General features: G+C 61.8%; 13 protein-coding genes. 7 read left to right on the top strand and 6 right to left on the bottom strand.

The genetic code is table 11. The features are described from left to right. The first annotated feature begins 83 nt into the window (after nucleotides 1-83). From BEK68_RS21605 to BEK68_RS21625, 5 genes are read left to right on the top strand one after another with little or no spacing between them, the layout of a single operon-like run. A complete protein-coding gene (locus tag BEK68_RS21605) occupies nucleotides 84-1,979 on the top strand; it encodes a copper resistance system multicopper oxidase (RefSeq protein WP_009241688.1) in 1,896 nt (631 codons plus the stop codon). After that, on the top strand, nucleotides 1,979-2,953 hold the full coding sequence (locus tag BEK68_RS21610; RefSeq protein WP_009241687.1) for a copper resistance protein B: 975 nt from the start codon (nucleotides 1,979-1,981) through the stop codon (nucleotides 2,951-2,953). Before BEK68_RS21605 ends, BEK68_RS21610 begins: the two co-directional genes overlap by 1 nt. 32 nt (nucleotides 2,954-2,985) lie before the next feature. Continuing rightward, a complete protein-coding gene (gene copC / locus BEK68_RS21615) occupies nucleotides 2,986-3,372 on the top strand; it encodes a copper homeostasis periplasmic binding protein CopC (RefSeq protein WP_009241686.1) in 387 nt (128 codons plus the stop codon). A 4-nt stretch (nucleotides 3,373-3,376) separates the two neighbouring features. Then, nucleotides 3,377-4,306, top strand: coding sequence for a copper homeostasis membrane protein CopD (copD, locus tag BEK68_RS21620; protein WP_009241685.1), 930 nt, complete (start codon nucleotides 3,377-3,379; stop codon nucleotides 4,304-4,306). Between the two features lie 31 nt (nucleotides 4,307-4,337). After that, nucleotides 4,338-4,826, top strand: coding sequence for a DUF411 domain-containing protein (locus BEK68_RS21625; protein WP_021197391.1), 489 nt, complete (start codon nucleotides 4,338-4,340; stop codon nucleotides 4,824-4,826). Between the two features lie 43 nt (nucleotides 4,827-4,869). On the opposite strand, the gene BEK68_RS21630 is transcribed toward BEK68_RS21625, so the two are convergent. Continuing rightward, nucleotides 4,870-6,135 carry a hypothetical protein gene (locus BEK68_RS21630; protein WP_009241683.1) on the bottom strand — a complete coding sequence of 422 codons (1,266 nt, stop codon included), beginning with the start codon at nucleotides 6,133-6,135 and terminating at the stop codon, nucleotides 4,870-4,872. A 330-nt stretch (nucleotides 6,136-6,465) separates the two neighbouring features. Here BEK68_RS21630 and BEK68_RS21635 point away from each other — a divergent pair, with 330 nt between their 5' ends. Then, nucleotides 6,466-7,941, top strand: coding sequence for a 3'-phosphoadenosine 5'-phosphosulfate sulfotransferase (locus BEK68_RS21635; protein WP_065851887.1), 1,476 nt, complete (start codon nucleotides 6,466-6,468; stop codon nucleotides 7,939-7,941). Between the two features lie 160 nt (nucleotides 7,942-8,101). On the opposite strand, the gene BEK68_RS25865 is transcribed toward BEK68_RS21635, so the two are convergent. Then, a complete protein-coding gene (locus BEK68_RS25865) occupies nucleotides 8,102-8,767 on the bottom strand; it encodes a hypothetical protein (RefSeq protein ID WP_012435760.1) in 666 nt (221 codons plus the stop codon). 268 nt (nucleotides 8,768-9,035) lie between these two features. Beyond that, nucleotides 9,036-9,509, bottom strand: coding sequence for a hypothetical protein (locus tag BEK68_RS21645; protein WP_012435761.1), 474 nt, complete (start codon nucleotides 9,507-9,509; stop codon nucleotides 9,036-9,038). Between the two features lie 145 nt (nucleotides 9,510-9,654). Between BEK68_RS21645 and thpR the strand changes: the two genes are divergently transcribed. After that, complete coding sequence (gene thpR, locus BEK68_RS21650) at nucleotides 9,655-10,233, top strand: RNA 2',3'-cyclic phosphodiesterase (protein ID WP_024541917.1); 579 nt, start codon at nucleotides 9,655-9,657, stop codon at nucleotides 10,231-10,233. 99 nt (nucleotides 10,234-10,332) lie between these two features. Here the strand turns inward: thpR and BEK68_RS21655 are convergent, their stop codons facing one another. The 3 genes from BEK68_RS21655 to BEK68_RS21665 all read right to left on the bottom strand — a co-directional run bounded on the left by BEK68_RS21655 (nucleotide 10,333) and on the right by BEK68_RS21665 (nucleotide 13,730). Then, the gene (locus BEK68_RS21655) at nucleotides 10,333-11,226 is read right to left on the bottom strand and encodes a tyrosine-type recombinase/integrase (protein WP_012435763.1); all 894 of its coding nucleotides are present in this window, start codon (nucleotides 11,224-11,226) and stop codon (nucleotides 10,333-10,335) included. A gap of 175 nt (nucleotides 11,227-11,401) precedes the next feature. Continuing rightward, complete coding sequence (locus BEK68_RS21660; RefSeq protein ID WP_004635133.1) at nucleotides 11,402-11,695, bottom strand: H-NS family nucleoid-associated regulatory protein; 294 nt, start codon at nucleotides 11,693-11,695, stop codon at nucleotides 11,402-11,404. Nucleotides 11,696-11,996: 301 nt separating this feature from the next. Further along, the gene (locus BEK68_RS21665; RefSeq protein WP_081311600.1) at nucleotides 11,997-13,730 is read right to left on the bottom strand and encodes a phage integrase family protein; all 1,734 of its coding nucleotides are present in this window, start codon (nucleotides 13,728-13,730) and stop codon (nucleotides 11,997-11,999) included. Nucleotides 13,731-13,776 lie beyond the last annotated feature (46 nt).

Consider the following 13,776-nt stretch of genomic DNA (forward strand, 5'->3'; position numbering starts at 1 on the left):
TTCAGTCAGGTCGGGGTAGCCTGGCGCTGGGTAGCCTGCACCCACCTTTCAGAGTCGGACATTTTGTTAAGGAAATCTCGATCATGCGCAGCAATCGTGCATCCGGCCTCGTGCTACCGAACCTGCCGCGGCGGCGGTTTGTGCAAGGTTTGGCTGCCGGCGGTGTCATCGCCGGTTTGGGCCTGGGTGGTTTCACTTCGGCGGCATCCGCTGCGTCCACCGCGCTGGGGACCGCACCAGTGCTGCGCGGCACCGAATTCGACTTGGTGATCGACGAGACGCCGGTCAACTTCACGGGCAAGCCGGCTATGGCCACGACCATCAATGGCATGCTCCCGGGGCCCACGCTGCGCTGGCGCGAGGGTGACACCGTCACCTTGCGCGTGACCAATCGCCTGCGCGAGCCGACGTCAATCCACTGGCACGGCATTGTCCTGCCGTTCGAGATGGATGGCGTACCGGGCATCAGCTTCCACGGCATTCCGCCCGGCGAGACCTTTACCTACCGCTTCAAGGTGCGACAAAGCGGCAGCTACTGGTACCACTCGCATTCGGGCTTCCAGGAGATGACCGGGGTCTATGGCGCCCTCATCATCGATGCCGCCGGCGGTGACGCGATCCGGGCCGACCGCGATTACAGCGTGCTGCTGTCGGACTGGACCGACGAAGATCCGATGCGCGTCCTCTCCAAGCTCAAGACGCAGGGCGACTACTACAACTACCACCAGCCTACGGTGGTGGACTTCTTCCGCGACGTTTCCAACGATGGCTGGAAGGCGGCCATGGAAAAGCGGGCCATGTGGAACCAGATGCGCATGAACCCGACCGATCTGGCCGATCTCTCCAGTGCAACGCTCACCTATCTGACCAACGGCGTCACGCCGGCCGGCAATTGGACGGGCCTGTTTACGCCGGGCGAGACTGTGCGGTTGCGCTTCATTAACGGCTCCGGCAACACGTTCTACGACGTGCGCATCCCGGGGCTGAAACTCAAGGTGGTTCAGGTCGATGGGCAGAACATCGAGCCGGTCACGGTGGACGAATTCCGCTTCGGCCCCGGCGAGACTTGCGATGTGCTGGTCGCGCCCAAGGACGACGCCTACACCATCTTCTCGCAGTCGATGGACCGTACTGGTTATGCACGTGGCACGCTGGCTGTCTGCCGGGGCTTGCAGGCTGCAGTGCCTGCGCTCGACAAGGTGGAATGGCTGTCCATGGCTGACATGATGGGTGACATGGGCGGTATGGGTGGCATGAGCCACGGTGGCATGTCGGGCATGGACCATGGTGCGATGTCCGGTATGAACCACGGCGGCATGCCCGGTATGGATCATGGCGACATGCAGATGATGGACGACACTGGCATGACCATGATGGACTCCGGCGGCATGCAGATGATGGACCACAGCCAGCATGCGGAATCCGGCGGAGCGGCTAACAGCTTGAAGGTGCCGAGCAAGACAGCACGGCACGCGCGCACGGAATACGGTCCGAGCACCGATATGCACGTCGACATGGCGCGCACCAACCTGGACGATCCCGGCGTCGGTCTGCGCAACAACGGGCGCCGCGTTCTGGTGCTCGCCGACATGCATACCATCGGCGGTCCGATGGATAAGCGCGGTCCGGAGCGCGAGGTGGAACTGCACCTCACCGGCAACATGGAGCGCTACACGTGGTCGTTCGACGGCGTGGAGTTCGGCAAATCGACACCTGTGCACTTCCGTTATGGCGAACGGCTGCGCGTCATCCTCCACAACGACACGATGATGACGCACCCCATGCACCTGCATGGTATGTGGAGCGAACTGGAAGCGCCGGACGGTACGTTCCTCGCGCGCCGGCATACCATCCCCGTCCAGCCCGCCCAACGGATCAGCTTTCTCGTCACAGCGGACGCGCTGGGTCGCTGGGCCTGGCATTGCCACCTGATGTTGCACATGGATGCGGGTATGTTCCGCGAAGTGGTGGTGGTCTGATGCTCGACTTTCACAGCGGATTGATCATGCACAAGCACGTAAGAACACTGTTGACTGTGGCGCTGGCTGCCGCCGGCATCGGCGTTGCCTCGGCCCAGGAAATCCAACTGATGAACGGGGAGACAACCCCGGCGTCCCAATCTGGCGCTCAGAATACTGGCAGCTCAATGCAGGGGATGGACCACGGCTCGATGCAAGGCATGGACCACGGCAGCATGAAGATGCAGGATGGTTCGGCGCCGCCCGACGCACGCGATCCCGATGCTTACTCGGGCGGATACCAGCTCGGCACCGGCAAATACGCACTGGGCGATCCCCGCCACATGATGATGATGGCGGACGCGCACAACTTTGGCTCAGTGCTGGTTGACCGGCTGGAGTGGGTGCACGGTAACGATGCCAATGCAACCGCCTACGAATTGCAAGCCCGGTTCGGCAGCGTGTACAACAAAGCGGTCCTAAAAGCCGAAGGCGATGTCTCAAAGGGGCGCTTCGAAGAGGCGCGCACCGAGTTGCTGTGGAGCCATGCCGTCACAACGTTCTGGGATACCCAGCTCGGTGTGCGGAATGACACGGGTTTCGGCCGACCCACACGCAACTGGGTGGCCTTCGGCGTGCAAGGTCTGGCTCCATACTGGTTCGATGTCGAGGCCACCGCCTATGTGGGCAATAGTGGACGCACGGCATTGCGTCTGTCCAGCGAATACGAGCTGTTGCTGACCCAGCGGCTGATCCTGCAGCCGCGCATCGAAGCCAACTTCTATGGCAAGCGCGATCCCGATCTCGCCGTTGGCAGCGGGCTTTCCAACGCGACGGTGGGCTTGCGGCTGCGCTATGAGTTCAGCCGCCAGTTTGCGCCCTATATCGGCGTCGAACGCAGTCAGGCATTTGGCGGTACCGCCAACATGATCGAAGCGGCCGGTGGGCGCCGCGGCGACACCCGTTTTGTTGCGGGTGTGCGCCTCTGGTTCTAGTTTTCTCAACTCCCAACCACAAGGGTGTTTCTATGTTCACGTCTCGTTTTGCCACCAAGGCCATCATTGGCACGTCCTTGGCGCTTCTGGCTTCGGCCGCGTTCGCGCATCCCAAACTGGTCTCTTCGACGCCCGCCGATCAGGCGGAAGTGACTGCGCCGACGAAGATCGAGCTGAAGTTCTCGGAGACCCTCACGACACAATTCTCCGGGGCCAATCTCGTCATGACGGAGATGCCCGGCATGTCGGGGCATAACCCGATGAAGGTTGGCGCAAAAGTCTCCGCCGGCGACGACGCCAAGACGATGGTCATCACGCCCGCACAACCGCTGACGACCGGGACGTACAAGGTGGAGTGGCGCGCGGTCTCGTCGGATACCCACCCGATGACGGGGAATTTCACGTTCAAGGTGAAGTAAGGCCATGGCGGACGATTGGCTCAATATCGCCCTGCGCTTTGGGCTGTACCTGGACTTGACGATCCTTTTCGGGGTCTCGCTGTTCGGGGTCCAGGCGTTGCGACCCGATCACCGGGCCACGGCGATTGCGCGCCGATACGTCCGTGCCGTCGGAGTCACTGCCGCATTGGGCATCGTGCTGTCGCTCTGGAGCTTCGTTGTCATGGCCAAGGCGATGACGGGGGCCACCGAGTACGCTGAACTCACCAGCCATGTCTTCAGCATGATGCTGACCACCACCGCGGTTGGCCTGGCCTGGATGGCGCGATTGGTGGCCCTGGCCGGATGCTTGGTCGCCGTTGCGCGTTTGCGGAAGCACCCAGCGCCTCACTTCGGCGTGTGCGCCGGGCTGGGTGCGGTGGCTCTGCTAACGGTCACTTGGGCCGGGCATGGGGCGATGGACGACGGTGTGAAGGGATACCTTCATCTCACATTTGATATCGCGCACGTTTTGGCCGCGGGCGCCTGGGTTGGCGCATTGGCAGCGTTTGTGCTGCTGGCGTCGACAAGACAAGCGGCCTCATCGGAAACGGTGGAAATCCTTAGTCACACATCCAATGGCTTCGCGCGTCTTGGGACGCTGATTGTTGCCACGCTGTTTGCGACAGGGACGTTCAACTATTTTTTGATCGTTGGGCCGACGATTAACGGGTTGTTCACCACGCCATACGGGCGCTTATTGTTGATCAAGCTGGCTTTGTTCGCGCTGATGCTCGGACTGGCCGCAGCCAATCGTTATCGGCTGAGCCCACGGCTTGCGGCGGCGGTTAGGGCCGCAGACCACGTCCACGCGGTGATAGCACTGCGCCGCAGTCTGGTCATGGAAACCAGCCTTGCCATACTGATTTTGGCGTTGGTCGCTTGGCTTGGTGTGCTTTCGCCGCCTGGAACCTGATACTGCTTACCTGTTTGCCGGAGGAACCATGATGATGAAATCGCCGACTGCCAAGCCCGTGTCCGCGACAAGACGGTCCCTGATTGCAGGTCTGTTACTGCTGCCTGCCGTAGCCCTGGCGCAAAAGGCCGGATCGAAACCCGTGATCCAGGTGTGGAAAACGCCGGGTTGCGGCTGCTGCAAGGATTGGCTTGCCCACTTGCGGGACAACGGGTTCGACGTGGTTGCACATGACGTCGAGGAAACGGTGGAAGCCAGGCGAAAGGCTGGCATGCCAGAGCGCTATGCCTCTTGTCACACGGGCATCGTGCAGGACTATGCGCTGGAAGGCCATGTTCCGGCACGCGAAATCAAGCGTCTGCTGCAGGAGCGCCCGAAAGCGATCGGGCTGGCGGTCCCCAGCATGCCGCTCGGCGCCCCTGGCATGGATGGGCCGGCATACGGTAATCGGCGCATGCCATACAACGTCCTGCTGATCGGATTGGACGGACAGGCCACCGTGTTCCGCGCATACAGCTGATGGGGTGTGACCGTCTCCTTGGCACCCGCAATCGTGCCACCGGTCAGAGCGTTTTGGCGATGGCTTCAATCGGCTTGATACCTGCGCCGAACCGGGCCATGGTTTCCCGGTGCTCGGTGAGGCTGGTGTAGGGCACATATCGGATGCCAAGTTCCGATACGCGGCTGAAGGCGGGGCGTGCAAGTTGAGCGCGCACGTCGGCCTCTCGTCCATCCGGCGCAACCAGGAACAGGTGTTTCTTCGCCGGCTGTTCTGTGCCCAGGGCTAAATCAAGCAGTCGCACGATGCCTGAGTAGATCGAAGTGGTGTGTTCGACCTCGAAGGCGGCTTCCACCTCCAGCGAAGCAGCGTTCAGCCAAACGACGTCGATAAGGGGCACGGTGTCGGCACCCGCTACCAACAGCGAGTTCGGCAACGTTGCCAGGCAGCCATCGCTGAGCACGCCGCCGTTGTAAGGGCGGCTACGGTCGTTGGTTGCCACCCATACTGCGAAGCCCAGTGCCTTGCCGAGATCGCGCAACCAGCCTTGCACCTCTGTATGGGAGGCATCGTCGGTTCGTCCCGCCTGAAGTTGTTTGGCGAAGGAGGCCGCTTCCTCGCGCGCCTTGGCCAGATTGCTCTCCCACTCAGCGATCGTGGCAGCATCGCCTTCTCGCGGCGGCGCCGGATAGCGCTCCATTCCGATATCGAACAGCAGTCCGGCAACTGCGCCCAAATCGTTGGACAGGAGGTCGCGGTAGCGACCATTCAGGGACAGCACACCCTCGCGCATGGCCAGGTAGTGGTCCCATTTCCCGAGCTTGACGCGAGAACCCGTCAGCGCGTTGTATCCGTTGACGATCGCGGTGTTGAAGGGAACCGCCAGCGTCGGGTGAATGAAGTACAGCAGGTTGGCGACGGCCGGGCCCAGCCCCTTGATGCCGTGTTGGTTCAACTGCTGAATCGCTTGAACCAGTTCTTGTTCGGTGTCGCAGCAATTGCACGTATGCAGCAGCCTGGCGAACGCTCGCTGATGATCGGCATTCTCATAGATGTCCGGGATGCGCAGTTTGGGCTTCCAGAGGAAGGCATGGTCCGCCCCCTTGAAGATCTGGCGCTGCTCTGCAATCGAGGAGACCACGGTTTCGAGGGGGGACCCGCGATAGGCGTTGCCGAATGTCCCAGCTTGAATCTCATTGACGACCGCGCCGATGCCGCGCCGAATGGAGCGGAAGTTCTTGAGGCGCTCCGGCCAGAGAAACCACGTCTGATATGTCCCGTCCCTGTCAGCTTTCCATCGCTCAATGAGCGTTCTTGTCAAATCGGTCATGCACGCCAGTGTTCTTCAAAAGATCGGAGTCTATCTTCTCAAAGAATGCGTTCAATTTGTCGCTCGTATGCGCGTCTTGTTTCGATAACCAGCGTGCTGGTGCCGGGAATGCTGTATGGGCGCAAACTGATTTCGGCGGACACCCTGGAACGTGCACCGCAGGCGTCAGGTGATACCAGTGTGGCTCACTGAGAGCAGGGTCGGTGGCCGTACGGCCAATTGCGAAGGTGTATGTTTTTGAAGTGTACGTTGCCCCTTGAATCCATAGAGGCGCGCTCCACCGCTTGATCCTATGACCTATTTTCTTTTCAAATCAGCACCTTAGATCGGATGTGGCGGATTTTTTACGAATCCCGGCCATCCCTCGCCCTGGCGTCGACGTTCCAGGTCAAGGTGTTGTCCGGTCGAGCCCTGCCGAGTTTTCCCGGCACTCACGGCGATTGCAGTACCGATCTCAAACTGCGGCCTGCCATTGCGTATCGTCGCAAGCTGTTCAAGGCGATCGAGAAGGCTGGTGTTCCGGAGCTTGTTACGTGCATCGGGACGCGATTTGATGAGAGCGCCCGACGGGCGGCCAACATGACCGCTCGCGGCGAGTCTCATGAGCATCCGGTCAGAAACAAGGAAGGCGAGCTGGTGCTCAGTCCGATCTCGGATTGGTCGACCGAAGACGTTTGGGAGGCGATTGCGCTGTACAGCAGCGGGGAGCTGCCCGGCTACTCCGACTTCGAAGACACGAAGCGCATCTACGCCCACTCCGTGGGTACAAGCTGTGCAGTGGTTGCGGACGCCATTCTTGAGGGAAGTGCGCGCAAGCAGGGCAAGTGCGGCGCTCGCCTTGGATGTCACGTCTGCCAAATGGCTGAAGACAAGAGCCTGGCCAACATGGTGGAGTACGACGAGCGGTATGCCTATGCGGCCGGCTTGCAGCGCCTCAACAGGTTCATCCGCAATACTCGGTTTGACTGGAGCCGCAGGCATTGGATAGGCCGAACGATCAGGGCTGGCTACATCAAGGTCCAACCGGATACCTACCATCCACGGATGCTGCGTGAGATGTTCCGGTACATGCTCCAACTGGACTTCGACGAGCAACAGCGTTCGCGCCGCGCCGGCGAGCCACCGAAGTTCCAGCTTTTGACCAGTGAGATGATCATCGCGATTGATGCAATGCAGTCTCTCAATGGGCTGGCCAAACCGTTTGCTGCATGGGCCGATTTTCGAGACGTGTTTGAGCGTGGCGTTCGCTACGACATCCCCGATGTTGCACCGGTGCCCGCCACTGCGATACCCGAGGCCAAGTTCCTCTTCGTCGGCGACGACTGGGATGCTTCGGCTAACAGGAGCGAATGGTCAGGTTTGCGAGACCCGTATGTCGCAGCGCTCACAGAGGGAGCCGCATGTGAGCCACAGCTCGTGATCGACGCAAAGGGGCGGCATATCCTTGACGCTGTCACAGCGTCGCAATTTGGTGTTGACGCAGAAAGCGCAGCTCTCATCGAGGATTTCGAACTGGACCGTTTGTTGCAGATGCACGATGCAGGTGTGGCGCCAGGCCAAGTGATTGCTGGTTACCGCTGGTACCGGCAGTACGGCTGCCTGCAACTCTCACACTCGCAGCGCGCAGAGCACGATGAAATTGCTCGCCGAACCGCGTTCAAGGATCGGCGGGGATGGACTCTTGAGTACGACATACAGACCGTGCTTTCATCGTCGGTGGCGTATGGCGTGCTGCCGGTTGCTGCGAAAGAGGCGTGGCGACATGCCGGCAAGGCCCAACAAGAGCTTGAACTTGCTGCTGCTTGAACGGAATAGCCTCAGTTGCGAAAGAGCCCCGAACTTCGGGGCTCTTTTTTTTCGAGCCTACATTGCGCGTAGCTTGCGAGACCAACTGGTTTGACCGCTGGAAGCGGAGCCAGAAGCTTCAAGACTGGGTCAAGAGCATCTAAGAGCCGTCAGCGCTCCATCAGCCTTCTGACATCCAGTAGAACTCACCGCCATCGTCATCTTCATCCGGTGCGCGTGTCCTCGGCTCTCCATGCTGTTCGACCGAAGCAAGAGCTCCATTCCCGTACATTCGTCGGCCGACTTTGGGATACTCCACGATAGCGATCACCGGTACCGCGAGCGATTCTTCCTGATTGAATGCGTAGACTTCCCCTTCAACATCAAATCTCAGACTATCCGGAACGTCATTCTCGGCGGAATGACAGCGGCAAGCAGTTGCCCTTTGGCCGTCTGGAAAACCAGCCAATCGCTTCATGTCATGTAGCCGAGAATCGAACGTGTCTTCGAAGGTGAGTTCTGCGGCACGGTGCATGCCACTTATCGTCGTCAGCCAAAACGGAGAAATACCGCTTGGACGAAGCGCCATTGTGGCCTCTCGCCACAGCGCTTGAGACACAGGAAGTCCGAGGTCTGTCGCTCGGGCAAGCCCCGCATCTTCGTCGAACAGGACATAGAGCGGCCGCGTTTGATTCAGGGTCGCGAGATCTGCAGCGCGCAAAGACGCGTAGGTTCGATGGCCAACACAGGCAGCGAGAAGCTGATGCACTTGGCCGAGCTTGATTTTGGGTACGTGCTTGACGAGGAGCGCGTGCGCGACGCCGCTCCAGCGGGAGAACTGGTCCATGGTTGTCTCTCAGAGCACAGCGAACGTTGAGCGTTTAGCGTCCGCCGCCTTGACAATCATGCGACGCGGAAAGAAGAGGTGAATGCGTACCAGTTTAAGCCGCTCAAAACTTGGGCTGGGAGCCCAGGCGGCGATGCGCGCCCACGACGATTCTGCCATCGGGTCGTACCAAACGCAAACGGTGGGCACGCGATCAACGCGCGAACCGGAATCAACCGCTACACGCGGATGCGTTTGGGTATTGTGGCCGCCTACCGGGGCGTGCAGATCAGATGATCAACGCAGGTTTGGCTAGCTGCCGTCGACTCCGATCGGCGACTGACGCGTTACTGCCGCGCAGAAGCACCTCAACGGGGAATTCGGTGAGCGTTTTGACAGCCGCCCGCACAGCTTCAACCGTGCACTTGCCCCTGGATGTCGCATCATCCGGCACGACATCACGCTTGAGCACAGTGTGGACCGCCCGCAGCGCTGGCACTCGCGCAGTGGAGTCGCTTTCGGGGCGAAGGCTGATGCCGGCCGTGGCGTGACAGACCAGACCCGACCCGAGCGCGGTGGAGTCGTACTCGACGACGATCACCAGATCGGCGGCGTCTAGCACCTGGCCGAGGTCATTGGGGATCAGATCAGCGACGGTATCGGCGGTGTTTGCAATCGAGTTGTCGCCGTAGGACGCAACAGTAATGCCACTGGAGGCGCCGGCGGCGAGCATGAGAATAAGAGCGGCTGCAAATCGCTTCATGGGCATCCTGGTTACAAGGGTGGGGGCACGGAGCGCCTTCGTTCCGTTGCCTGTCTGACCTATTCTGACAAGAGCAATCGGTTGTCAATGCGCCGTGCTTTAGCCCCAAAGCCGCCTCGTGTCAGCACGCTTTCGCAGCTTGGCCATGTCCAACTTCCGTCTGTTTATTGCGCTCGATCCCACGCCCGAGACGGTTGCGGTCTTGCGGCGCGCGCAGGTCTGTCTGCGGGACGTTCACTGGAGTGGGGCGCGTTGGCTACCCCCGGAACAATGGCACGCAACGCTACGCTTCTTGGGGGCAACGCCTGAGGATCAGGTGCAGCACTGGAAGCGCACGCTGCAGCAGTTCGACGTGCTCGCCCGGGATGCAGCGCCACTGCCGATCGACGGCGTTGCAATCTGGCCAGCGCCAGCGCACCCCCGTGTGATCGTGGTCACCGCGAAGTACGCCATATGGGCGCAGGATATGGCGACGCGCTTGGAGGCCCGCGCGCGCGCGGCCGGCTATCGCGCGGAAACTCGAGCATTTCACCCGCATGTCACGCTCGCGAGAGTTGGCGTACATGCGGCATCTGCGCGATGCTTGGCCGCGGTGGACAATGCCGCCCGGGCGCTCGATGGCGCGCACCTGCAGTTCGGCAGCGTCTCTCTGTTTGTCAGTCGGTCGCCGGCGGAGGGGCCAGCCTATGAGAGGCTGGCGACCATGGAGTTTCGCCCGAACTGATGATTCGGCCGCCTCCGGTGGTCGTCGGTGGGGTGCGGGTAGGCGGCGGTATTCTCGACCAACAATGCCAGTTCGATGTCTGGCGAATCGGCGGACTGTTCAGCGCTCAATGGTCGCGGCAATCCGATCGACAGTGCGAACGCTGGAGAGCCCCAGGATTCGGTTCACTTCGACATAGTCGACGCCATCGAGGAGCAGGCGCCGGCAGACCGTATTGCGCAGGACGCGCGGGCTCATATCGGGTGCAACGAAATCGATCGTGGTCAGTGCGGCTTTAACGATTCGCCCGACACTAGCCTCATTGATCCGCGCCCCGTCAGTGTGCAAAGTGAGCAAGGCTCGGCCCTGGGTACCCTCTGCTGCCCGTCGGGTGAGCCACGTCCGCAACGCCGGTATTGCGAATGGTGTGATGGGGACCGTTCGAGCACCGCGCGCCGCCTTCGCTTTGATGTGCAGGTAGGGCAGAGTGGCATCGAGCTGCAGGTCATCAAGCTCAGTGGCAATGCCTTCCGACAGTGTCACGCCGGTCGCCAGGTAGAGCGCTACGACCGCACGCCCTCGGATTTCTCGCAATCCGTCATCGGGCGCCGGCTGCGTGTAGGCCTGGAGCAGTGCGTCCTTGTCTTCGGGGAGGAACAGGGGCTGATCCTCATCAGGCCAATGGCCCGTGCGCAACTGCTCCGAAGCCGGATTTGACACGCGTACATCGGCGCGCACGAGTTGCCGGCCGACGCGGTCAAGGAGCTTCAGGTACCGCATCCTTGTCGCGGCCGATCGGGCGCCGACCGATTCACAAAATGCCGCTACGTGCTCATCTCCGTAGTTGGCCAGGTCGCGGCCCGTCTCGCGAAGGTAGCGCAGGAACTTCTCGAACATCGCCTGATGCTGGGCACGCGAGCGTGCAGAGAAGTGCTGGCCGTCGACGCCTTCGGCCTCCCGCTCCTGCCAATCAGCGTAAGCGCGTTCCGGATTGTTCAGCCAAAGTGTGTCCATCGCAATTTACGGCCTGCTATATACTGAAGTACAGCTTCGACCACATCTCGGCTTCGCCGAAACCCCGCCTCCACAGGGGAGGGCATATGTCTTCTTGGACCAAGCTAGCCGCGAAGAAGCCCTTGTCAACGAGAAGGCGGTGCCGGCGCCCACGTCATTCGGCAGCCAGATCACATTAGGCGGTCAGAAACTCTTCGATCTGGCGGCCAGCACTCAGATGGGCAACCAGCCATCCCGGCCTCTTGCCACGTCCCGTCCAGGAATTACCCGCCTCATCCCGGTATTTGGCCGGGGGCTTGCTTCTCGCCGTGCCATCGCCCTTGAAGCCGAGATCCAATGCCGTGAGCCCGTACAGATCGATCTTCTCGCGAATATCCACGATTGCCGCTTGCATTTCCTGCTGCCTGAGAGCGTCAGCTTCCTTCTGGAGGGCGGCAATCTGTTTGACGATGTCTTTGTAGCTGGTCATGGAAGGTCGGTTCCTGGGCAATCAGGTGCCGATTCAAGCACAGATTGCGGCCGCGCGTCACGTGGACGCAGCATTCGCAATGAAACCGCATTTGTGCACTATGGATCACATAACAAGTATTATGTCAAAACACAGAACCCAGATCATCCGCTTGGCGCAAAGTGCGTTAATTTGCAGAAGTTTGTTACCCGTTTTTGCATAAATTTGTTACCCGCCCCCTAGGCGCTCACCTTTCGGATGCTGGCAGTTCCGATGACGCCTTGTTCGTCCGTACAGCCCGCTGTGGACGCCCTTGCGGGTGTCATTTGGCCCCAAATGCCTCTCCGATCTGCCGGGCCCGTTTGACTTCATCGCTATGCAGATAGACCGACGTCGTCGACACGGACGCATGCCGCAGGTTGTCTCGAACGATGGTCAGTTCCGCGCCGCTTCCTAGCGCGTGTGTGGCGTGCGTATGGCGCATCCAGTGTGGACTGGCGCGGCGCAGCTTGTCCGCGGCCGCGGGATGGTCCGCACCAATGACATCCGCAGCCAGCTTGAAGAACCGCTTCACCACATGCCATAGCCGCGTGCTCGAGATGCCGATCTCGGGCTCGCCGCCCAGATCACCGACCAGGCGAACCTCGGGGCGCCACAAACGCCGACTGATGGGCAGTCCGCGTTCCGTCAGGTAGCGCTCCACCGCCCGTCGCGCCAACGGGGGCATTGCCACGTTGCCGCTGCGGCCGCCCTTGCCGGTCAGCTTGAGCCATTCGTCGCCTTGCGCGTCGGTCCAGACATCCCCGAGCGTGGCTCCTACCAGCTCGCTGGGGCGTAGCCCGGTCGCATAGGCAAAATCCAGCACGAAGCGCAGGCGCTGCGCCGCGGCGGCCTCCCAGCCGTGGGACCATTCGAGCCCGTCAGCAATGGTCCGCACTAACTTCCATTCACCGTCGGTAAAGGCGCGCGAATTGTCCAGCGCCGCGGTGCGGCCGCCGCCGCGCACCTTGATGCCGGCGAAGGGATTGGCCAGCACGTAGCGTTGCTCGACCAGCCAGCGGAACATCGCCCCAAGGATCGACAGCGCATGGGCGACCGAGCGTGCGGCCAGCGCACCGGTGAACGGCCGCCAGTCCGGCGACGAGCGCGGGCGTGGCGGCCCGACCCACCGCTCTCGCGGCATGGGCCGCCGCAGGAAGGTGCGGTAGGCCACGGCGTCTTCGGTGGTCAACGACGACAGCGGCCGCTGACGCTCGACGATGGCCCACAGCATCAGCCGTTCCGCTTCCTTGCGGTAGGTGCGATGAGTGGCCGGCGACTCGTGCAGTGCCAGCCAGGCCTGCACCGCCTCGTAGTCGTTGTCCGCGGTCAAGGTGCACGTCGCGCGCGGGGCGCGAAAGCGCCCTTCGGAGCCGTCGACCTGATGGGGCAAGCGTAGTTGCTCCCACGGCACGACGCTGCTGCGCCGCTCCTGCACGATCAGCGCGCGGGCCCGCTCGGTCAGCTCAGGATGCGCGGCGAAGAACGCCTCGATCTGTCTGGCACCGGTAGCGCCCAGCCCGGGGATGGTTGCCCACCAGCGTCGACGCCTGGGCACGCGCACCGTCAGCGCCGCCAGCGTCTCGATGCCGTGGGCGCGCAAGGCAGCGACGGCGCGAGCCGGCAGCCAGCGACTGATGTCGTCGGTGATCGCTGGCTGTGGCGTGGGCAGCGTGCGCAAGACCTCAATAGCACGGTCGGCCGCCCTGCCCTGCGCCACCCGCGCCGACGCCGGTATCTCGAACAACGCGGCCAGATCGTCGCGGCCGCGCTCGCGTGCCAGCGAGGCGAGCCGGCGGCGAATGCGGCCCAGCACGGCGCGCGAGGATTGGCCGCGCGCCCTCTCCTCTCCCAGGTATTGCGCCACGGCTTGCCGGGAGCTGAGGCCGGCATGCCAGGCACGCAGCGCGGCCAGGGAGGCGGCATCGGGGAATGCCGTGGAAGCATCGGCGGAGGCCGTATCCATACCCGTGCTGGCGGCAGATGCGGAGTTCGGTAGGGTCAGGCGCGATTTCATGGGCGCCAGTTTAGCGCACCGAAATGGCTATTATGATAAGCATACT

The organism is Ralstonia pickettii (assembly GCF_001699815.1).
GTDB classification, from domain to species: domain Bacteria; phylum Pseudomonadota; class Gammaproteobacteria; order Burkholderiales; family Burkholderiaceae; genus Ralstonia; species Ralstonia thomasii.

Bases quoted from the DNA above. Each gene is read 5' to 3' on its own strand.
- BEK68_RS21605 (WP_009241688.1), top strand. From the start codon at position 84: ATGCGCAGCAATCGTGCATCCGGCCTCGTGCTACCGAACCTGCCGCGG.
- BEK68_RS21610 (WP_009241687.1), top strand. From the start codon at position 1,979: ATGCTCGACTTTCACAGCGGATTGATCATGCACAAGCACGTAAGAACA.
- copC (WP_009241686.1), top strand. From the start codon at position 2,986: ATGTTCACGTCTCGTTTTGCCACCAAGGCCATCATTGGCACGTCCTTG.
- copD (WP_009241685.1), top strand. From the start codon at position 3,377: ATGGCGGACGATTGGCTCAATATCGCCCTGCGCTTTGGGCTGTACCTG.
- BEK68_RS21625 (WP_021197391.1), top strand. From the start codon at position 4,338: ATGATGAAATCGCCGACTGCCAAGCCCGTGTCCGCGACAAGACGGTCC.
- BEK68_RS21630 (WP_009241683.1), bottom strand. From the start codon at position 6,135: ATGACCGATTTGACAAGAACGCTCATTGAGCGATGGAAAGCTGACAGG.
- BEK68_RS21635 (WP_065851887.1), top strand. From the start codon at position 6,466: ATGTGGCGGATTTTTTACGAATCCCGGCCATCCCTCGCCCTGGCGTCG.
- BEK68_RS25865 (WP_012435760.1), bottom strand. From the start codon at position 8,767: ATGGACCAGTTCTCCCGCTGGAGCGGCGTCGCGCACGCGCTCCTCGTC.
- BEK68_RS21645 (WP_012435761.1), bottom strand. From the start codon at position 9,509: ATGAAGCGATTTGCAGCCGCTCTTATTCTCATGCTCGCCGCCGGCGCC.
- thpR (WP_024541917.1), top strand. From the start codon at position 9,655: ATGTCCAACTTCCGTCTGTTTATTGCGCTCGATCCCACGCCCGAGACG.
- BEK68_RS21655 (WP_012435763.1), bottom strand. From the start codon at position 11,226: ATGGACACACTTTGGCTGAACAATCCGGAACGCGCTTACGCTGATTGG.
- BEK68_RS21660 (WP_004635133.1), bottom strand. From the start codon at position 11,695: ATGACCAGCTACAAAGACATCGTCAAACAGATTGCCGCCCTCCAGAAG.
- BEK68_RS21665 (WP_081311600.1), bottom strand. From the start codon at position 13,730: ATGAAATCGCGCCTGACCCTACCGAACTCCGCATCTGCCGCCAGCACG.